28 protein-coding genes are annotated in these 20,299 nt (G+C 40.3%); 12 read left to right on the top strand and 16 right to left on the bottom strand.

What is annotated here, in order from left to right; genetic code table 11:
- Positions 1-8 precede the first annotated feature (8 nt).
- Entirely contained in the window at positions 9-512 is a 504-nt protein-coding gene (locus LG329_RS08245) for a DNA-directed RNA polymerase subunit beta (protein WP_404455792.1), read from the top strand.
- A gap of 430 nt (positions 513-942) precedes the next feature.
- On the opposite strand, the gene LG329_RS08240 is transcribed toward LG329_RS08245, so the two are convergent.
- Positions 943-1,089 (bottom strand): lmo0937 family membrane protein, encoded by a 147-nt coding sequence (locus LG329_RS08240; protein ID WP_404455789.1) that lies wholly within the window; start codon positions 1,087-1,089, stop codon positions 943-945.
- Positions 1,090-1,246: 157 nt separating this feature from the next.
- Here LG329_RS08240 and fabZ point away from each other — a divergent pair, with 157 nt between their 5' ends.
- Positions 1,247-1,666, top strand: a complete 420-nt coding sequence (gene fabZ, locus LG329_RS08235) for a 3-hydroxyacyl-ACP dehydratase FabZ (protein WP_404455786.1) — start codon at positions 1,247-1,249, stop codon at positions 1,664-1,666.
- A gap of 233 nt (positions 1,667-1,899) precedes the next feature.
- Positions 1,900-2,196, top strand: a complete 297-nt coding sequence (locus LG329_RS08230) for a hypothetical protein (RefSeq protein ID WP_404455784.1) — start codon at positions 1,900-1,902, stop codon at positions 2,194-2,196.
- A gap of 94 nt (positions 2,197-2,290) precedes the next feature.
- Here the strand turns inward: LG329_RS08230 and LG329_RS08225 are convergent, their stop codons facing one another.
- The 12 genes from LG329_RS08225 to gvpQ all read right to left on the bottom strand — a co-directional run bounded on the left by LG329_RS08225 (position 2,291) and on the right by gvpQ (position 8,039).
- On the bottom strand, positions 2,291-2,479 hold the full coding sequence (locus tag LG329_RS08225; protein ID WP_404455781.1) for a YjfB family protein: 189 nt from the start codon (positions 2,477-2,479) through the stop codon (positions 2,291-2,293).
- A 79-nt stretch (positions 2,480-2,558) separates the two neighbouring features.
- The gene (locus tag LG329_RS08220) at positions 2,559-3,131 is read right to left on the bottom strand and encodes a YtxH domain-containing protein (RefSeq protein WP_404455778.1); all 573 of its coding nucleotides are present in this window, start codon (positions 3,129-3,131) and stop codon (positions 2,559-2,561) included.
- A 31-nt stretch (positions 3,132-3,162) separates the two neighbouring features.
- On the bottom strand, positions 3,163-3,480 hold the full coding sequence (locus tag LG329_RS08215) for a gas vesicle protein (protein ID WP_404455775.1): 318 nt from the start codon (positions 3,478-3,480) through the stop codon (positions 3,163-3,165).
- A 38-nt stretch (positions 3,481-3,518) separates the two neighbouring features.
- On the bottom strand, positions 3,519-3,818 hold the full coding sequence (locus LG329_RS08210; protein WP_404455772.1) for a gas vesicle protein K: 300 nt from the start codon (positions 3,816-3,818) through the stop codon (positions 3,519-3,521).
- Entirely contained in the window at positions 3,799-4,059 is a 261-nt protein-coding gene (locus tag LG329_RS08205) for a gas vesicle protein (RefSeq protein WP_404455769.1), read from the bottom strand. The genes LG329_RS08210 and LG329_RS08205 overlap by 20 nt, the downstream gene beginning before the upstream one ends.
- Positions 4,060-4,073: 14 nt before the next feature.
- Entirely contained in the window at positions 4,074-4,874 is an 801-nt protein-coding gene (locus LG329_RS08200; protein WP_404455766.1) for a GvpL/GvpF family gas vesicle protein, read from the bottom strand.
- A 15-nt stretch (positions 4,875-4,889) separates the two neighbouring features.
- Complete coding sequence (locus LG329_RS08195) at positions 4,890-5,144, bottom strand: gas vesicle protein GvpG (protein ID WP_404455763.1); 255 nt, start codon at positions 5,142-5,144, stop codon at positions 4,890-4,892.
- On the bottom strand, positions 5,141-5,914 hold the full coding sequence (locus LG329_RS08190) for a GvpL/GvpF family gas vesicle protein (RefSeq protein ID WP_404456498.1): 774 nt from the start codon (positions 5,912-5,914) through the stop codon (positions 5,141-5,143). The genes LG329_RS08195 and LG329_RS08190 overlap by 4 nt, the downstream gene beginning before the upstream one ends.
- The gene (gene gvpN, locus LG329_RS08185) at positions 5,910-6,800 is read right to left on the bottom strand and encodes a gas vesicle protein GvpN (RefSeq protein WP_404455760.1); all 891 of its coding nucleotides are present in this window, start codon (positions 6,798-6,800) and stop codon (positions 5,910-5,912) included. Before gvpN ends, LG329_RS08190 begins: the two co-directional genes overlap by 5 nt.
- A 28-nt stretch (positions 6,801-6,828) precedes the next feature.
- Positions 6,829-7,092 (bottom strand): gas vesicle protein GvpO, encoded by a 264-nt coding sequence (gvpO, locus tag LG329_RS08180; protein ID WP_404455757.1) that lies wholly within the window; start codon positions 7,090-7,092, stop codon positions 6,829-6,831.
- 77 nt (positions 7,093-7,169) lie between these two features.
- The gene (gene gvpA / locus LG329_RS08175) at positions 7,170-7,451 is read right to left on the bottom strand and encodes a gas vesicle structural protein GvpA (RefSeq protein ID WP_404455754.1); all 282 of its coding nucleotides are present in this window, start codon (positions 7,449-7,451) and stop codon (positions 7,170-7,172) included.
- A gap of 48 nt (positions 7,452-7,499) precedes the next feature.
- Positions 7,500-8,039: a gas vesicle protein GvpQ gene (gvpQ, locus tag LG329_RS08170; RefSeq protein WP_404455751.1), complete on the bottom strand. Its 540-nt coding sequence runs from the start codon at positions 8,037-8,039 to the stop codon at positions 7,500-7,502.
- A 329-nt stretch (positions 8,040-8,368) separates the two neighbouring features.
- Here gvpQ and LG329_RS08165 point away from each other — a divergent pair, with 329 nt between their 5' ends.
- The 4 genes from LG329_RS08165 (at position 8,369) to LG329_RS08150 (ending at position 13,504) form a co-directional block, all read left to right on the top strand.
- Positions 8,369-8,872, top strand: a complete 504-nt coding sequence (locus LG329_RS08165; protein ID WP_404455748.1) for a competence protein ComK — start codon at positions 8,369-8,371, stop codon at positions 8,870-8,872.
- A 155-nt stretch (positions 8,873-9,027) separates the two neighbouring features.
- A complete protein-coding gene (locus LG329_RS08160; protein WP_404455745.1) occupies positions 9,028-9,885 on the top strand; it encodes an efflux RND transporter periplasmic adaptor subunit in 858 nt (285 codons plus the stop codon).
- Between the two features lie 6 nt (positions 9,886-9,891).
- Entirely contained in the window at positions 9,892-12,948 is a 3,057-nt protein-coding gene (locus tag LG329_RS08155) for an efflux RND transporter permease subunit (protein ID WP_404455742.1), read from the top strand.
- 253 nt (positions 12,949-13,201) lie between these two features.
- Positions 13,202-13,504 carry a hypothetical protein gene (locus tag LG329_RS08150; RefSeq protein ID WP_404455740.1) on the top strand — a complete coding sequence of 101 codons (303 nt, stop codon included), beginning with the start codon at positions 13,202-13,204 and terminating at the stop codon, positions 13,502-13,504.
- 103 nt (positions 13,505-13,607) lie between these two features.
- Here the strand turns inward: LG329_RS08150 and LG329_RS08145 are convergent, their stop codons facing one another.
- The 3 genes from LG329_RS08145 to LG329_RS08135 all read right to left on the bottom strand — a co-directional run bounded on the left by LG329_RS08145 (position 13,608) and on the right by LG329_RS08135 (position 15,437).
- Positions 13,608-14,051, bottom strand: a complete 444-nt coding sequence (locus LG329_RS08145; RefSeq protein ID WP_404455737.1) for a threonine/serine exporter family protein — start codon at positions 14,049-14,051, stop codon at positions 13,608-13,610.
- Between the two features lie 24 nt (positions 14,052-14,075).
- Positions 14,076-14,822, bottom strand: a complete 747-nt coding sequence (locus LG329_RS08140) for a threonine/serine exporter family protein (RefSeq protein WP_404455734.1) — start codon at positions 14,820-14,822, stop codon at positions 14,076-14,078.
- 189 nt (positions 14,823-15,011) lie between these two features.
- Positions 15,012-15,437 carry a DUF2935 domain-containing protein gene (locus LG329_RS08135; RefSeq protein WP_404455731.1) on the bottom strand — a complete coding sequence of 142 codons (426 nt, stop codon included), beginning with the start codon at positions 15,435-15,437 and terminating at the stop codon, positions 15,012-15,014.
- Between the two features lie 379 nt (positions 15,438-15,816).
- Here LG329_RS08135 and LG329_RS08130 point away from each other — a divergent pair, with 379 nt between their 5' ends.
- From LG329_RS08130 to LG329_RS08110, 5 genes are all read left to right on the top strand, one after another.
- Positions 15,817-16,542, top strand: coding sequence for an ABC transporter ATP-binding protein (locus LG329_RS08130; RefSeq protein ID WP_404455729.1), 726 nt, complete (start codon positions 15,817-15,819; stop codon positions 16,540-16,542).
- 3 nt (positions 16,543-16,545) lie between these two features.
- The gene (locus LG329_RS08125; RefSeq protein ID WP_404455726.1) at positions 16,546-17,562 is read left to right on the top strand and encodes an ABC transporter permease; all 1,017 of its coding nucleotides are present in this window, start codon (positions 16,546-16,548) and stop codon (positions 17,560-17,562) included.
- A 17-nt stretch (positions 17,563-17,579) separates the two neighbouring features.
- A complete protein-coding gene (locus tag LG329_RS08120; protein ID WP_404455723.1) occupies positions 17,580-18,179 on the top strand; it encodes a TetR/AcrR family transcriptional regulator in 600 nt (199 codons plus the stop codon).
- Between the two features lie 82 nt (positions 18,180-18,261).
- On the top strand, positions 18,262-19,338 hold the full coding sequence (locus LG329_RS08115; RefSeq protein WP_404455721.1) for a glycosyltransferase family 4 protein: 1,077 nt from the start codon (positions 18,262-18,264) through the stop codon (positions 19,336-19,338).
- 81 nt (positions 19,339-19,419) lie between these two features.
- Positions 19,420-20,172 (top strand): hypothetical protein, encoded by a 753-nt coding sequence (locus LG329_RS08110; RefSeq protein WP_404455718.1) that lies wholly within the window; start codon positions 19,420-19,422, stop codon positions 20,170-20,172.
- Positions 20,173-20,299 lie beyond the last annotated feature (127 nt).

Here is a 20,299-nt window from a genome sequence, read left to right as displayed (position 1 = left end):
AACAAACCATGTCAAACAGTCAACCTGAAGTTAAAACTGAAGAGAAAAAGACTCGACCAATAACCAAACCAATGGAGAAGGTAAGAAAGACACTCCCTAAAATAAAAGAGAAGATAAAGCAGACTATTCCCAAGCTAAATGAGAAGATAAAGCAAACAATTCCTAAGCTAAAGAAGTTGAAGAAGTTAATTCCTAAGAAAAAGGAAAAATCTTCAGAGAAAAAAACTCGCAGGCAGAAGAAGTCTATGCAAGAGGAAGAATTATCTTCTGAGAATATGACACGTAAGCAACAAAAGGCAAAACAAAAGGCTGAAAAGAAAAAAAATAAAAAGCCTAGACGTCGCGCTTTCCCGATTTGGTTACGGATTATCGTAGTTCTTCTTTTATGTGCAATAGCACTCGTTGTAGGTGCTATGGTTGGATATGGCATTATTGGAAGCGGCAAACCAAGTGATGCACTTGACATGGAAACTTGGCGCCATATTTTTGATATAGTTACGAAAAAGGAATAGTTGAAAAGCATGGCTGAGTTGCAGCCATGCTTTTTTTCATAATGCTCTTTTCGTACGCATTGTTGCTTTTCACCTTCATAGTTGATATATATTGCGTCATAGCATACCGCTCCAGAAATACACTACGCTTTCCGCGGGCTCGCGCTGAGCCTCCTCGCGAGCAAAGACCGCTCACTGCGGGGTCTCATCGTCTTCGCTGTTTCCGCAGGAGTCTTCGTGTATTTCTTCCGCTAACATGGTGTCTGGAAGCAGTACCATATAGCCCCTTTCACTATTATGGCAGTTGATTGGAGCGGAGGACCGTCGACTCCTGCGGGAACAGCACGAGCCTGAAGACCCTGCAGCGGAAATCAACCAGCAGTTACGTCGCAATATATATCAATTCTCTCAAAAGCAACAATTTTTGCGAAAACAGCGTTTCATAAATTGGTTAAGGAACCTTTTTACCGGTAATTAAACGTATAACCAGAACAATTAAGGCAATAACAAGCAATAAGTGAATCAATCCACCAGCGATTTCAAAAAGGAATCCAAGCACCCATAAAATCAGTAAAATGATTAAAACTGTCCAAAGCATGTAAGTTTCTCCTTTCTTGCAGGGATCAACGACTAATGGTTAGTTATAAATTCCTCTATCCTGACAAAAATAAACCTATTTTTGCTATAATACTCATTAGGTATCACTTAACATGTCCAATTTTTACATAAAAAAATCATGAAGGAGCGGACTAGCCATGGATATACAAGAAATTAAAGAAACAATCCCGCACAGATACCCATTTTTATTAGTAGATAAAGTTATCGAAATTGAAGAGGGTAAGCGTGTTACTGGATTGAAAAATGTAAGCATTAATGAACCCTTTTTTCAAGGACATTTTCCAGATTATCCTGTAATGCCAGGTGTTCTAATCCTTGAGGCACTTGCGCAGGTAGGGGCAATCGCTGTTCTAGGAATTGAAGAAAATAAAGGGAAAATTGGCTTTCTAGCAGGCATTGATAAATGTCGATTTAAGCGTCAGGTTAAGCCAGGAGATCAGCTGAAACTCGAGGTTGAAATCATAAGAATAAAAGGGCCAATCGGTAAAGGAAAAGCCATTGCGACCGTTGATGGAGAAATGGCTTGCGAAGCTGAAATTATGTTTGCAATAAAATAGTGAAGTGTGAGTGACCTCGTATTGCGCTGGGTCACTTTTTTTGTTCTTAATGACAGTCGATATAATTGTCCCAAGGTTGATATGATACTAACTATTCATCCCAAAAGCGACTCAAACCAAGCCGAAAGCTCAAAATAAATCATTTCTCCAATATTTGTTCACAAAAATTAGTATTACATTTAAATTTGTGGTTAAGCTAATGTCGAAAGTGACATATAAAGGAGGAAATTAAAATGAAAAAGGAACTTTTAATAAAGTTAGGTGCACCAGTTTTGGCGTTATCCTTAATAACAGCATGTGGAACTACTAATGAGGAAGAGCCAGCAAATGAAGAGGCTCCGCTGAATCAAGAGGATGACAATGGTGGCCAAAACGAGATGGAAGAGAATGGCGGAACGAATGAAAATGGCGGTATGAATGGTGAAAACGGTGGCATGGACGGAAACGAAAATGGCACGAATGGAAACGGTGGCAACGGAACAAATGGTGGAGATAATGGAACAATTGAAGATGAGGAAAAAAATCAATAACCTTGGATCTACCTTATATGGATCACTTTTACAAACCAAAATGACAGGACTCTAATCAAAGTCCTGTCATTTTTTTGCTCTTAGAAAATAAATACTAAGCCTGTATGTCGACCACTTTTCCAAGCGATGGATGTGGTGCTTGGGCGCCACTGGTTTTGAGCATGTCCAATAATTGTTGGCTTTGTTGCTCCATAACTCCCATTGACTTGTTCATGATTGCTTGGCTGGCGCTTGCGCGTACGTGCTGGTTCGCCATTGCGACAGATAGTGCGGCAATATCCATGTATGATACCTCCAAAGTTCTATCTTTTCTGATAGTATATCATACAATTTTCCAAAAATATCTATTTTTATGTGAACAATTACTTAGCGGCTGCTCCTTTTTTCGAATCTTTCGACTCAGAATCAACAGTTGATTTGCCAGAAGGTGCTTTGTTACTTGCTACTGGTTTTTTCTTTGTTGCTGGTTTTTTAGCTGGACTCTTACTACTTGATGCAGGCTTTCTATTCTCACTCTGATCTTTCTTAGTTTTTTCATCGCTCTCTACACTTGCAGCAACCTCTTTTTCACTGCCCTGTGCATCTTCTAAGACATCGGAGTATAATTCAGATTCAGACTCATCAGCATCTTCATTATCCTCACGTTTAAATTTACGTGTTAAATGTTTCGACCTTTCAGTAGCATTCGACTTAAAATCGGAAAGCTTTGTTCTAGTATTACCACTGAATTCAACAGTTTTGTCTTTTGCATTGGTTACCTGACTGGAAATATCGTCCCGCAGCTCTTTGCCGGATTTCGGTGCAAACAATAAAGTTGTAACAGACCCAATAACGCCACCCACAACGCTTGCTGTAACTACTTTCTTGTTCGCTTTCAGCCCAACCTTTGCTTCTTTTGCTTCCTTCTTTTGTGCTTTCTTTTTCAATTCTGCCATGATTGTTTCCTCCCTGTTTTGATTTTAATATTTATTTTAACCGACTCCCAGTTGTCATCTTTTGCTCAAGGGCATCGAGTCGTTTCCGAAGTTGTTCATTTTCTTCAATAAGCTTGTCTTGATCCTGTAAAGCGGATTGTGAATTGAGGTATGGATCTGTTTCCCACCAATCCATTCCAATTTCTTTTGCCTTATCAACGGATGCGACAATTAAGCGGATTTTGATTGAAATTAGCTCAACATCTGCAATTCCAATTCGAATATCACCCGCTATCACAACCCCTTTATCTAAAACAGTTTCTAAGACGTCAACAAGGTTACTTGATTGAGTAGACTGTTCAATGGACACTATATACCCTCCTTAACCAACCTTTAAACATTCAAAGCCTATAATAAATTTCCTAAAGGCCCTAAATCAATATTCAGATCATCATCGTTCAGCTCAAAAGTTTCTTTTAATTCATCCATTTTTGTCTCTAAATTCATGAGTGAGACACCTAACTTTTCAATTTCTTCTTCCGTAAGAGTTCCGCCATCCACTCGCCGTAACGCCTGTCTTTCTACTAATTCACGTAAAAGTTCCATTACGGTTAAAACAAGCTGGGCGAGACCTTGTTCGGCTCCTTCTGTATCAAGGTTGATGCGCCCACTTTTTTCAGGCCGTTGTTCAAGGTTTGTTGATGACACGGTTTAACGCCTCCTCTTCATGCTCAAATCGTTTGGATGATAATTGTTCGGCCGATTCACGGTTTGATTGAATAAGTGTTTCAACAGATGCAATCAGGATTCGTAAATCAAGATATACCAGATCAATTCCTGCGATGGAGATGATAATATCGCCTTTAATTGCGACACCTTTGTCTAACACCACATCTAGAATATCGATTAATGCAACGTCTTTATTTTCATAAGCTTTCCGTTCTGACATATCGATCCACCACCTTATGTCAAATTAGCAAAATGATACGCAGGCCATGGACCAGTGAGTTCAAGCTGCCAGCCAGCTGCTTCATATTTTTCTTTCATCGTTTTCAAGTTGGAAAGGAATGCTTCCACATCGGACAATGGGATCAGATAGACACTGTTCCAGCACATTTCTTCCGATCTGCCCGTAACATCCTTGTTCCAATTTTTCTTGACTTCATTTTCGATACTATAGGCTTTCAACTCATCATGAAGGCTATTGGAAAAAGAGTCCTTTTCCTTTTCAACTTCTTGATCAATTAACTGTTCTAGTTTCTTCTTTTCTAAAAACTGCCTCCCAGGAGAAAGCGTCTCTATTTCTTTTTTCTTTTCATCTATTGTTAAATTGTGTGCACCAATACCTTCGCGAAGCGTCTTGTTGTCACAATATATTTTCAGATTCCATTCTTCCTTGTCAGATAAAAAATCAAGTGAATTTGCCATGGATTCCTTAAGCGCTCCTATCTTATCCATAAGGCTAGAGCTGCTTTGATAAATCGTACAAAATTTCATCGGAATCACAGTATACGTTTCGTGAAGCTGCATCAGCATTTCGTGATGATGGAATGCTTTCACGCGTAGCCACTCCACATTATTCATCTTTTCTTCAAGTGTCTTTTCATTAAATTCAGCTTCTCTAACATCGCATACGACTGCATCGACATCACCAAGGTTTAAGGTGTAAATCTGCTGATCATCGACTCCTTTTAACGATGGAAGGGGAGTTTCAGCTGTTTCTTTATTCGGTATAATTCCATATAAATAAATCAGATTTTCCATGATAACTTCCTCGCTTTACTTCCGCTTTGTATATTCATTCCATTGGTCCATTTCCCGTTTTTTGGCAATCTCGTAACGGACCAATAGTTCATCTTCCTGTTCTTTATAGGCTTCTTCTCTTATTTCCTCTAGCTCATACATCATTTGCAGGTGAATCAATTTCTTTTGAATATGCTCCAAATCATAAAACTCTTTATCCACTTCTTCTTGTACCTTTTCTCCAATTTTCACGACAAGATTCAATGGGGAAGTGAAGAGTTTTTGGATCATGAAGTTTCCTCCACCTTTAGTTTGATATTGATGAAATTGTAAGCTGGCCATGGTCCAGTATAGTTAAAATCAACTTTGTCTTTCCATTTTTCATGAATGTCATTGACTTTCTTATCAAAAGCTTCCTCCTGACCACGATCAATTAAATAAGCAGCATTCAACAACATTTTTTCACCAATTGGGTCATTGACCTGTGAAGCTTCTGTTAAAGGTGCAAGCTCCTCGTGAATATCTTTTTTCACTTCACCCTGCAGCGAATGGAAAAATTCTTTTGCCATTTCACCAAGCTGAATCCGGTCAAAATATCCCGCAGCCTCAGACTTTCCACCGACTATTTCTTTTTGTTTAAGCACCTTTTCATTTTTATGGATTTCCTTTTCAAGCCAGTCTTTTTTCCCAACGACTTTCAATCCTACTTCGATTTTTCCCTTCACCTGTGGGAACAGATTTTCGAGCTGCGGATATAAACTTTCTGCTAATGCAAGCACGTCATCTTTTGAGTTGAAAACATTGCCAAAGCTAATCGGGATCACCGTATCCATTCGCTCCATTACATTCGAAATAACCTGCTGATGCATCATGAGATTATCTTTTTTCGGTGGGTAAATTTTCATTGGAACATCCGCAACAACCATAGCAGCATCCTTATAATGAATGGTGTAGGTGTCTTGTACGCCATTTTCAAATTCAACTGATCCAAAAGTTAAATCAGTTTGATTCGTTTGAATGCCGCAAAATACATAAATTCCAGTTTTCGTTTCCATTTCAATCACCTGACTTTATTTTTTTGAATTCCATTTTCAACTTACTAATCAGCTTTGAATCTTCTTTATTACTACATGCTTGGAGGGGGAACCAAACAATATCAAAGCACAGATCCCAGAAGTCACGATTCGAACCATCAATAGGAACCTTGTAGCGCTTAGCCATCTCGGCAATCATGATGGATGCGCGTAATCCTGGCGCATAACTTTCCGAGCACAATTCACGAGCTTTAGAAACGAAATCGACAATTGCTTCCGCTTCATTTTCAGATACACCAGTTTTACTTACGACAGCTTTAATCTCAGATTCTACTTCCATCTGATTGAGGGGCAAGGTAATCATCCGGTCAAGCAATGCATCCTGTGATTGAAAAACACCCGCATACTCAGCCGGGTTACTAGTGAAAATTACCGCAAAATCTGGATGAACTTTAACGAGTGAATTTTTTCTTTTTGTACCATATAACGGCAAAACTCTTTCCTCCAAAATAGGAAGAAAAATATTATTTGCTTCAGGCTTTGAACGGGTAAATTCATCATAGACCAACGTGTACCCATTCTTAATAGCTTCCAATAATCGTCCATCTGTCCATGATTCCGTTACACTTTCTTCTGTTTTATGAACGGTCCGTACAAAATTATCTTTAACCTTATTACTCTTGTATCCTGTAAACGCACCAATCAGATCCTGATTTGATAAATCTTTATTTCCATTTAGGAGCATGACAGGGCGGTCTCGCTGTCTTGCGATATGCAGTGCCAATGTCGTTTTTCCAATGCCTGATGCCCCAGTGAAATGAACCGGATAGCCAGATGAAAGGTAACGTAATGAGCGCTTTATTAATCTTTTATAATAGGTTGATTGCTGGTATAGTTCGGTTGTTGCTGCCATGATTTCCTCCTATTATTCCGCGTGCGATTTATGCTTGTTGTTCCTCAAGCACACTACGATAACGTAAACTGATCCGTGAAAAACCATTAACATTTTCATCATCATCCAGAAATACTTCATACAACCCAACCATTTGGTCATGGGCGTATTTCTTCATGTAATCTTTTTCCTCGATTACTTCCACCAACGCTCGCCATCCGCCTTCCTCCTGCTTTTTTACAGAAATGATTTTGTGTGGTGGTGCAATGTTTTCAGTAAAAAAATCTTTGACTACTGCCATGATTTGCATCATCAATCCTCACCCTTATAAGTAGTTAAATGGTGTCAGAGCCATGCAAGAGGACTTACCCTCTTGCAGCTCCAACAGATTTAAGCATTCGCTTCTTCCTCATCATAGCCAATGCTGTTTGAACGTGCAGATAAGCGATCAGCGAGCCCGTCTTCTTCCACATCGTCACGCAATAATCCAACAGCCTCTGCATAACGTAACCATGTATCAACACTTGCGATAACTACGCGCGCTTCGACCGTAACCAATTCAATTCCAACCACGGACACACGAGCAAATGCATCAATTACGATACCTTTGTCCAAAATTCTGTCAATAACTTCCGCTAAACTTGAACTGTCTGTTGATTTTTGTATAGCCATTATGCACATCTCCTTTAGATTTTTTCAGTCGCTTCCGCTTTCACTTTTCTACTTTATATCTGAAGCGTGTGGGATATCTTTTGGACCTTTTATCTTATTGGAACTCTTAATCTGTGTTGAACTCTTGATATTGTTAGCTCCTTTGATATCCGCCACTCCAGAGATTCCATTATCTGTGCCGGTTTTATCCTTCAGTTTTTGCTGAAAGGATTCGCCAGCGTCCTTTACACCTGCAATTTTTTCCCGGAGTTTCAGTAGAGCGCTTTGAGCTTTTTCTTCCACTTTTTCCGCGTTTGCATGTACTTTTTTCGCATTTTCATTTTTCTTCGTTTGTAAGGTGTTGGCTGCTTCCTTGACCTTGGCTTGCATGCTTTCTTTCATTTTTTCCTGCATTTGATCAGCCATTTCATTTTTAACTTCTTTTTCAGCTGCGTCTTTTAGCTCTGTTGGATTGTCGGCACGTTTGACCACATTCTTCACACGCTTTCGAACTTTAGGGACTAAAAGAGTGGAAGCAGCTAGTGTCGAAAGACCTCCGACAAGAATAGTTGCGCCGGAATTATCTTTGATTTTCTGGGATGCATCCATACGTAACCTCCTTTACCATAAGTCTCCTAAGTTAGTAACATATATTTTCCCACCTTAGGCGACTCGTTTCGTTGTAATTACCCGTGTCGTAAAAAAAGAAACTAGTTAAATTAACATATAGGAAGAAGTTGGTTTATTCTGTAATAAAGCGTTAAAGGTAAGGGCTAATGGGGACAGGGTTTGTGCGGAAGAGTATTACAATTATGACAAATATATTATTTTTTTGAAAAGGAATTAAAAATATTTTCAATCTTTTAAAAGAATATATAGAAAATAATTATATTGCATAGTACAATAGTCATATATTGGAATTTGTGAGGAGCACAATCGTGAAAGAATTTACATCAGTTTTCATAATTACACGGGCAACAAAAGCAATTATATCGAAGGATTCTACCTTTTATCGTTCACTGATTTTAGAAGGGAAAACTGAACGGCATTCTTTACATAAGCCTGAGCAGATTATTGATAATACATGTTTGCTGTATGGGTCGACGCTTTCAGGTAGGCGTACTGCTGTGAAGGATATTTTAAAAATAAATAGTAAAATTCCTGTACCTGTGATTCCTGATAATGGGGTTTACATGCTGCCAACTTCATCAACAAAAAGTAAAGATTGTGTCTGGCTTTCTTATGACCATATCGACTTCTATGAGCAACGTGGCGATAAAACATTTGTTGCATTCACTGATGGAAGCGGAATGTATGTTAATGCATCTGAGAGTACATTGGATATGCAGCACAAACGGGCAAGTCAGCTCATCGTAAAGCTTAATCGGTCCATATTATTTGGACGAAGAAATAATCCGTTTTATGGTAATTTTCATGGCTAAAAAACCGCTTCGATGCGGTTTTTTCTATTTCTCCCCACGCGTGAGCTGACAGAACATAAAATAGTGAGCAATTGTGAATCCTTTTAACATATACATCCGTATAGAAAACTGCAATCCTATTACTTACGAATTAGAGCGAGAGGAGCTTTTTACATATGAAAAAGGTACGAATAACGCTGGCAGCACTACTTCTATTAACAATGCTTGCTGCTTGTAATCAAGATGAGGAAAATAATGCCGACAAAAAAGATACCGTAACACCGGTAGAAATTACTGCAGTCAATAAAGGCGATTTAATCGTGGAGCGATCTGTATATGGACGCACAGCACCATCAAGCACAACGCCCATCATGCTTCAGGCGCCTGGTGAGATTACTACTTTGGAAGTCGAAAATGGTGAAAAGGTAGAGGAGGATGATGTAATAGCGACCGTCCAAACGCCTGCTGGAACACGGACTATTTACGCAGAGACATCAGGTGAAATTGCTGAGCTTCAAGGCGAAGAAGGTGCGATCGCAACAACTGAAAAGCCACTGGCTGTGATTGTTGATTTAGAAGATTTAGTACTTAATCTAACCGTTACCGCTGAAGCGACGTCTCTATTTGAAGTAGGTGAAAAATACCCTATCATAATCAATGAAACTGAAATTAGTGCAGAGATCACATCCATTGGTAAACTTCCAAACGAAACAGGGATGTATCCAATTGAGGCAAAAATTCCGAACGATGACAACAATTTTTTACCAGGAATGGTTGCTGAAATAAGCGTACCGGAAAATAAGATTAAGGACGCGCTTATTGTACCGACAGAAGCGGTCGTTGAAGAAAGCGGCAAGTCTTTTATTTACATTATTAAAGACGATAAAGCTATTGAAAAAGAGATAAAAATTACGGAAACACATTCAGACCAAACGGCATTCGAAGGCGATGTGAAAAAGGGTGACCAAGTCGTAACAAGTGGCAAACTGACGCTAACTGATGGGGCCAAGGTCAACGTTGTGAAAGAGGGGTAATGCATTTTGAAGTTAGTAAATACATCTGTTAAACGTCCTGTTGGTGTAATCATGATCGTGCTTGCCATCCTCGCACTGGGTGTCGTTTCCATGCGTAGTTTAACGGTTGATCTTTTTCCGGAGATCGAGCTTCCAATCGCGGTTGTGGCAACGAATTATGAAGATGCAGCACCACAGGAGGTAGAAAATTTAGTTAGTCGACCAATCGAATCAGCAATCAGCTCGGTTGAAGGAATTGAAACGATTCAATCGCAATCACAATCTGGATCATCCTTGGTTGTCATGATGTTTAGTAATGGTGTAGACATGGACCAGGCACTCATTGACGTCCGGGGAAAAATTGATCAGGTAAAAAGCTTTTTGCCAAAAGGGGCAGGGGACCCAAGTGTATTACAGTTCAGCCCGGATCAGATGCCTGTCATGTGGGTTGGTCTGACAGGCAAAGACCCAGCAGCATTGACGGCAATTACTGACGATCAAATCGTGCCATACATGGAACGCCAAGGCGGTGTCGCATCTGTCACGGTTGAAGGTGGAAAAGAACGTGAAATCCAACTGATTCTCGACCAAGCAAAAATGCGTCAATATGGGGTGTCAGCACAAACCCTCGTTCAATCGTTAAACAATACCAACCAATCAGCATCAGCTGGTGCTGTTGACAAAGGAAATCAAGACCTGCAAATACGGATAACCGGTGAACTTGAGTCTGTTGAAGATATTAAACAAACGCTTGTTCAAACTGAATCAGGGGCAACCATACATATTGATGACGTTGCCAAAGTGAAGGATACTTTTAAAAAATCCAATTCACTCACGCTCGTGAATGGTGAACCCTCAATTGTGTTAGCTGTCATGAAAAAATCGGACGGAAATACCGTAGAGGTCGCAACAAACATTAAGGATGGAATGAAAGAACTCGAGGAAGAACTTCCATCCGATGTAAACTTAAACGTCATCATCGATACTTCTGAATTTATTGAGCTATCAATCAGTTCCGTTGTGCAAAATATCATCATCGGAGGAATTATATCCTTCTTCGTGCTGCTTGTATTTTTGAAAAGCTTACGCGCAACGATTGTTATTGGATTGTCGATTCCTATTGCCGTGATCGCAACGTTTACACTAATGTATTTTACCGGCGAAACGCTAAACGTATTAACGCTGGGCGGATTAGCGCTCGGAATCGGAATGATGGTCGATAGCTCGATTGTTATCTTGGAAAATATATTTGCATACAGGCAAAAGGGGTATAGTGTATTTGAATCGGCGACAAAAGGCGCGTCCGAACTAGCACCTGCTGTTATTGCATCTACCACCACAACATTGGTTGTATTTTTACCAATCGTGTATGTAGAAGGTATCGCATCCGATTTATTCACGCCACTCGCACTCGCGGTTTCATTTTCACTTATCGCGTCACTTGTTGTCGCGGTAACGCTTGTGCCAATGCTCTCGTCAAAATTACTGTCAAAAGCAATGGAGGATAAAGGTAGACGCTACTGGTTTGACCGATTCATGGATCGCGTTTATTCTGGCTATCGCAGTGTCTTAAAATGGGTACTCAAACACCGGAAGACAACCGTTGCTGGGACGTTCATCGCAATTGTTGCTAGCCTTGCCCTATTCCCATTAATCGGAGCGGAATTCATTCCATCGTCTGACCAGGGGCAAATTGAAATTCGAGTGGAAACAGAGCCAGGCAGTTCTCTGGAGCACACTTCAGAAATAGTTGAGAAAACGAATGAAAAGCTAATAAACTATGAAGATGTTATTGAAACAAGTTATGTAAGTGTTGGTGGTGGGGGCTTTGATCCAACGAACACAAGCGTTAATACGGGAACATACACCATTCAATTGATCCCATCAACCGATCGGAATAAAACGACTACAGATATTGTCCAGGAAATCGATGAAGATCTGCAAGCGATCGCTGGAGCGGAAATTACCGTTAGTGCGGTTGGTGGAGGACTTGGAACCGGGAATCCAGTACAAATCCAACTGAACGGACCTGAGCATGAAGTGCTTGCTGATTTATCGAAACAAGTGGTCAGCATCATATCTGATGTAGAGGGTGTATATAATCCGGCTTCATCAGCATCAAAGGGTGTACCACAAATGACATTGTCCATCAATGAGGAGAAAGCAGCGGCATATGGACTGTCGGAACAACAAATAACTGGGCAGGTACAATTACAGTTTACCGGCCAGGTCGCAACCCAATTTCGCGAAGATGGTAATGAAATGAATGTTGTACTCATGTATCCAGAAGACGAGCGAAGCACAATTGGTGATCTGAAGGATATGAAAATACAATCACCGACAGGAGGCGCAATTCCGCTTGAAACCGTTGCACAATTTAAAGAGGTGCAAGGCCCGGTTACATTACTTCGGGAAAATCAACAAGCGCAAATGAATGTAACAAGTGAAGTAGTCGATCGTGACCTGGCAAGTGTTGTCGATGATATTAAGTCAAAATTAAGTAATCTTAGCTTACCAGAAGGCTACAGCTACGAGATAGGTGGCCAAGCGCAGGATATGGCGGAATCATTCCGCGACCTATCTATCGCACTGATCTTCTCAATATTCCTGGTTTACGCTGTAATGGCTGTGCAATTTGAGAACTTCCTATTCCCATTAATCATCATGTTCTCTATGCCAGCAACTGTCGTCGGTGTCATGGTCGGTCTATTCATAACAGGCTTGCCACTCAGCATTCCAGCATTCATCGGAATCATCATGCTCGCCGGGATAGTCGTGAACAACTCAATCGTGCTCGTTGACTATATTAATATTTTACGGCGAAAAGGCGTCGACCGGTACGAAGCGATTCTCGAAGCGGGACCAAGCCGCCTACGCCCAATCTTGATGACAACCTTAACAACAATCCTAGCCATGATTCCACTGGCATTGGCGCTAGGAGAAGGCGCAGAAACACAGCAGCCACTTGCGGTAACAATCATATTCGGACTCGGTATCTCAAGTATCTTCACACTATTACTGATCCCGGTCGTATATACGTTGCTAGATGATTTAACGGCAAAAATAGTTAGACGGAAAAAATAGTGAATAAGGTCCGGGTTGGAGAGAAATGGTGAGAGTCGGGCCGGGTTTGTGTATTTGGGAGAGAAGTGCTTTAACTCGGGAGACGGCACGTTGAATCCGGGAGAGAGTTTGTTAAACTCGGGAGACAGCACGTTGACCGAGTGGAACACAATCGATGAAGACAAAAAATAATCCAAAGCCATTCAACAACAAGTTTTACGCATCTCATCAAACGGGAATATATTTATTATATAAGACGAACGGAGGCACCAAAATGTCATCAGCACGAATTATGAGGCTAGTCACAGGGGGATTTGAAGCGTTCCTCGCTATTCCGTTTATTGGCGGACTGTTTATCATGGCCCAGGGGTACGTCCCATTGGTGGTTATGTTTATTCTACACCTTATCACATTAATATTATCGAAAAACAACAACGGCCCAACAGTAGGCAGCATACTCGGTATAGTCACATCGCTTATAGGGTGGATTCCATTTGTAGGTATCACGATGCACATTATCACAGCGTTCACATTACTAATTACAGGTGCAATGTCTGATCGTAACAGAACAGTATAAACCATAAAAAAACCGACTTGTCACATCACGCAAGTCGGTTTTCCTGTATCTAGTTCTAGCGCCCATTGCCCATCTAGCAATCTTCAGGCACTTAACCCTTTTCCTATGATTCCACTCGTTTCGCAAGTTGCTTCCGGATAATCTGATTGGCCACTTCTGAAAACATCAATCCAATCGCAATTCCACCAGATAACAACATAACTTTTGCTGACAATTGAACAGCTGTATAATAATCATTTTCCACGAAGTTGCGCATCGCATCATACGCAATTCCGCCTGGTACAAGGGGAATAATCCCTGATACGATAAACACAATTATCGGCGTTTTAAAGGCGCGGGCACAAATTTGGCTGAGCACCGCGACCAGCATTGATGCAAAAACCGTTGCTGGAACAACGTCCATTCCGCCATCAACAAGGACATAGTATAAAATCCATCCGAACATCCCAACAAGACCTGATTGCACCAACGATTTCCTCGGTGCATTAAATAACACACCGAACCCGGCTGCCGCAATAAAACTAGTCGCAAGCTGTGCAACGATCATGACCAACACTCCTTCCACAAAAAATTAAATGAATCCAAATACAACCGCAACTCCCGCACCAATCGCAAACGCAGTCAGAACAGCCTCAACACCTTTTGAAAGACCCGCAACCAAATGTCCTGCCAACAAATCACGCACCGCATTGGTGATGTGCAATCCTGGTACAAGCGGCATTACCGCACCAATAATAATCTTATCCAGCTCCACACCCATACCAGTTTGAACGAACACGATTGCCAGCACCCCAATTGCTACAGATGCGATAAATTCTGAAATGAAGCGGGTTGCTACTAATCGATCAAACCACAGCATGGTCGCATAACCGATACCACCTGCTATCAAGGAAGGTATAAAATCAGCCCATATACCTCCAAACATAATGGTAAAACATCCAGCAACGAAGGCAGCTGCAATCACTTGAATCCATTCAGCAAACTCCAGCCTGGCCTGATCCACTTCCTCCAATTGCACCAACGCCTCCGACAGCACCAATTCATCCCCGGTCAATTTTCTGGAAATACTGTTTACTTCAGTGATTTTATGTAAGTCTGTTGAACGCTTCGATATTCGGATAAAGTTTGTCTTCTCTACACGGTCAACGGAAAAAATAATGCCTGTCGGCGTCGCATAGCTTTGTGCGTTTGATAGACCGTACGATACCGCAATTCGGTTCATTGTATCTTCCACGCGATAAGTCTCCGCTCCACTTTCGAGCATAATTTTACCCGCCAACATACAAACCTTTGCAATGGAAACATCCATATTATGCATGTAGAACACCACCTTTTCTGAAAAAATACCCGCACCCGATTTTGTTATTCCATATTATAGCACAAAAGGGGTAAAATTCGTTTATTAGACGGGAGACAGCAACTGATTTCTCAAGTGAATCCAGCAGGTAACAAAAATCAACAAACAGCACAAAAAAGTGCTCCTACAACATGTAGCAGCACCATTCATCTATTGTTCATATAAAATTGTTTGCGCAATCCCGATAAAGTACTCCGATTCATCAATTATATGATCCATAACCGTTTTCGCCATTGGATTATCCACTACAGCCGCACTTTCAGACTTTATTTTCCGGCAAAATTGGATGAACGCCACACTCTCCTGCAAACAAAATGACGCCAATTCTAGCACTTGCTGCGCCAATTGCGGTGGAATGTGATTCTTGCTCCGAATCACCGACTCAATAAATCGCTTTACATGCTGCTTGGTTGTTCCCAAAACCTCCTCCCAGCGTTTTAGCCCATCAACAAATTCCTGCTCCAAATCAGGCAATAATTCCCGAATTACTACCGTATGCTCAGCCTCTTGCTCCTTCCAAAACTCAGCCTCATCAAGCACACGCAGTGGCCACTGATTCCCATAGTAAAATTGCACGCTGCCCCAGCCCCTTATATGAAAAAATTCACATCCATAATAACTATGAAACAAACAGCTTTTTCATGTTTATAATTATTCAATTTGTCCAATCAGCTTGCAAAATGAAACCCACAAAAAATAGTGAATAAAGTCCAATCAGGAAAGAAGTAGTGAAACCCCGGGCCAGGAATTTGTGTATTCGTTAATATCGTATACACCGTGATAACCGATCGGAAATAGCGCACAACCGATCGAGATTACACGTCAACAGATCAACAAACAGAACTAACCGATCGAGCTACCCCAACAATCGATCAATCATCTTTACAAAAACTCCAGCATACACTACAATAAAAGTGAGTAATCACTCACAATTTGAAATAAGAGGAGGATTCACATGTCTGCCTTTATTGAATTAAACAACATCCAGCATAGTTACAATAAAGAAGTTGTCTTAAAAAAAGTCGATCTCACCATTCCACGCGGTCAGCTATTTGGCTTACTCGGTCCATCAGGTTCTGGGAAAACAACGCTCGTAAAAATTATGATTGGACTTCTAAACCCAACTAACGGCACAGTCACAATCGATGACAACAAAATGCCATCCTTAAAACAGATGCAAAACATTGGCTACATGGCTCAATCTGATGCACTATACAGCGAATTAACTGCCAAGGAAAATCTTGAATTTTTTGCAAGCATTTATGGCATTCCCAAAAAGGAACGGAAAGAGCGTGTTACTGAAGCAGCGAAAATCGTTAATCTAACCGACCATCTCAAAAAACCACTCGATAACTATTCAGGTGGAATGAAGCGGCGCATGTCTTTGGCAGTAGCATTACTCCACAAACCAAGTCTGCTCATCCTGGACGAACCAACAGTGGGTATCGACCCAGTCCTTCGCGCTTCGATATGGGAAGACTTACGGAAGCTGCAGGACCAAGGCACAACCATCGTCATCACAACACATGTGATGGATGAAGCGGAAAAATGCGACAATCTAGCATTACTTCGCGATGGATATGTCATCGCACAAGGAAGCCCAACAGATCTAAGGCAAAAAAGTGAAACCCAATCGTTAGAAGATGCATTTTTATATTTCGGAAAAAGTGTGGAGGTGTAAAGTATGCGAATTCGTGCCATTATAAAACGTATCGTCCAGCAATTTATGCGTGACAAACGTAGCATCGCTCTCATGATGATTGCGCCGTTATTTGTCATGACCCTACTATGGCTTGTGCTTGATATGGATAACTATGAACCAACTATCGCGGTTTCTGACATACCAGCACCAATGCAGGAAACCCTGGAAAACCAGGATGCAACAATTAAAGAAATGAACGATCAGGAAGCGCAACAGGCTCTAGAAAAAAATGATATCGACGCCTACATCCAGTGGAGCAAAAATACAGTTGAAGTGACAATGGAAGGCAGCGACCCAAACGCGACATCTGCGGTCCAGCAACTTTTAAGCAAAGCGTCTAAACAATTAAATCCGAATTCATTAAATATGGACATCAATTTCTTACACGGATCCACAGACCTGGACTTATTCGATAACATCGGACCAGTATTAATAGGCTTCTTTGTCTTCTTTTTTGTTTTTCTAATAGGAGGAGTCACATTTCTCAGGGAACGAACACAGGGCACGCTAGAACGCCTTCTGGCAACTCCGTTAAAACGATGGGAAATCGTAGTTGGATATCTGTGTGGATTTGGAATTTTTATCATCATACAATCTGCTATAATTGTAACTTTTTCGGTATATGTTCTGGACATCTATATGGAAGGATCAATATTTGCTGTTCTAATCATCACTTTGTTACTAGCACTAACAGCATTAAGTCTAGGAACGCTCCTATCCGCATTTGCGAAAACTGAATTTCAAATGATTCAATTCATCCCAATCGTCATCGTTCCGCAAGTATTCTTTTCAGGTATCTTTCATATTGAACCGGGAAGCTGGATGGATATGCTAGGAAAAGTCATGCCATTAACCTACGGGGCAGACGCATTACGTGAAGTCATGATCCGTGGCCAGGCATTAAGCAGCATTCCAATAGATATATGCGTCATACTTGGTTTTTCAGTGGCATTCATTATCCTGAACATCGTCGCATTGAAAAAACACCGTAAACTGTAAGCAGGGAGGCACCCACCATGACACCAAAGCAAGAAAAAATCATCGAAGCAGCAATCAAAATCATATCGGAAAAAGGCTATCACAACACATCGACAAGTGAAATTGCCAAACAAGCAGGTGTTGCGGAAGGTACCATCTTCCGCCATTACCGAACAAAAAAAGACCTGCTTGTAGCCATTGTTTCACCCGTAATCATGAAATCAATCGTACCAATTTTTGCTGAAAAGTTTGTTGACCAGGTCTTCCAGCAATCTCATGAACACTTTGAGGATTTACTATGTACATTTATAAAAAATCGTTTTGAATTTGCCAAATCAAATATACCGTTAATAAAAATTCTGATCCAGGAGCTAGCCTTTCACCCAGATATTCAAGCTTCCTTCAAAACATCATTTATGGAAAAAGTATATCCTGCCGTTAGTCAGGCATTGGACTACTATAAAGAAAAGGGTGAATTGCAGGACCTGCCAAACGAAACCATTATCCGCATGATCGGTCCCACTATACTTGGATTTCTCGTAACCAGGTTTATTGTTCAACCGAATAAGGATTGGGAAGATGAAGTGGAGATTAAGCGGACGGTGAATTATATTATTGGTGGGATTGGGTTACGATAAACAGGAGTCAAGCATTCAGTTGCGGACTCCCGACGTAATTCGCTATAATCAAAGGTAATATATATTTTCCTAGGAGAATCCTATGTTTAACTACGTTGATCTGTCAATTGCTTTTTTGATAGCGCTTATTTCAACTTACCTACTAACCTTTCCAGTCAAGAAACTGGCTTTCAAACTTAAAGTATTGGACTTTCCGAATCATCGAAAAATCCACAAAGCAATCACTCCGAGGCTTGGCGGACTAGCCATTTTCCTAGGTGTTATTTTGGCTGGACTTTATTTGCAGCCTAATCATGAGCACCTTCCAGAAATTTTCCTTGGTGCACTAGTCATAGTGATTACCGGTGCACTGGATGATAAGTATCAGATTAGACCGATAATAAAACTATCTGGCCAATTGATTGCGGCCTCATTTCTAATATCATCTGGACTCATTATTGATAAAATTACTATTCCGGTGTTTGGTCTGGTTGATTTAGGGTTTATAAGTGTCTTTGTAACTGTATTATGGATAGTTGGTATCACGAATGCTATTAACTTAATTGATGGACTCGATGGATTGGCTACTGGGGTGTCCACCATTGCACTGATCAGTATGTTTATTATGGCAATTGTAGATGTGCAACTGATAGCAGCATCACTCAGTATCATACTGATTGGGGCGAATATCGGATTTTTATTTCACAACTTCTACCCAGCAAAAATATATATGGGGGATACAGGATCCAACTTTCTTGGATATATGATCGCAGTTGTATCTATCCTTGGTTTGTTTAAAAATATTACCTTATTCAGCTTTATAATCCCAATAATTGTACTAGCGGTGCCTATTTTTGATACACTTTTTGCTATCCTAAGAAGAGCTTATAATAAAGAAAACATAATGCTAGCCGATAATAAACATATACATTATAGACTCCTCCAAGCAGGATATAGTCATCGCAAAACGGTTTTGATTATTTATTGTTTTGGTGCATTGTTTGGATGTTTGGCTATTCTGTTTTCAAATACAAACATTTCAATTACCTTAATTGTGACGTTTATAGTCATATTTATTATTCATGTTTTTGCCGAGTTTACAGGCCTGGTATTAAACGGGAAAAGACCAATAGTTGATTCAGTCAAAAAAATAACCAAAAAACGTAAACAGGATCAATAAGTGAATAAAAGTCTAAGGAGTAATTTACATCCTGCAAATTGTTCACTATGATAGAATATAACAGTAATATGGAGGTGTATAATGGACAAGCAAACCAAATGGAAAAAAGTTATCATTGTAGCCAATATTTTTAGTGTTATAGCCATTATTTCAATTATTTTATTGCAAAATTTTAACGACGGGAAAACGACTGTTCAACAGGATGCTACAGAAGAAAAAGTTAAAGAGAAAGATGTAGCACCGCAAATAACTGAAAAAATACAGTCAGCCGGGAAAATTGCTATAGATAAATTTAAATTTCCTATTAATGATAAAGTACCAAGTGATACGATGACGCTTGCTGAAAAAGAAGAACAAGAAGATCCATTAGATGAGGCAGATAAAGAAAATAGCAATGAAGAAGAGATTGACGAAGTTGTAGATTACGATGATTATGATGCTGAAAAGGATTCGGAAAATGAATCAACCTGGGAACCTGATACTTCACAACAAGTAGCGGATACACCTAGTAAGGAGCATGACGAAACAGATCAGTCTAATAATGAAGAAGACAATTCAACTGGAAATATTGATGACTCTCCAACAAATAACGAAGATGAATCATCGGAAAACAACGATGGTGCTACTACCGATGAATCAAAAGATGAAGACACGAAGAAACCTGAAGAAAATGATAATGGATCTGAACAGGATTCAGACCAGAATTCAGAAAATGATCAAACAGAAGATGAACCGGAAGTGGATGAAGGTACAGGAACAAATGAGGAACCAAATAAGGGTGAGAATAATAATCCGCAATCTCCTGAAAAACCAAGTAGTAATGCAAAAGGATAGCCTGCGATAATCGAATATTTCTAAACATAAGACCTTTATCCTGTACTATGGGATGAGGTCTTTTGTATAATCTCCTTTTATCCACTGACCCCCAATCAAACCAAGTCAATAACGAAATTTTATAGCA

The organism is Virgibacillus necropolis (assembly GCF_044793635.1).
In the GTDB taxonomy this organism is placed as follows: domain Bacteria; phylum Bacillota; class Bacilli; order Bacillales; family Amphibacillaceae; genus Virgibacillus_F; species Virgibacillus_F necropolis_A.
This window is presented reverse-complemented; position numbering and strand designations above follow the sequence as displayed.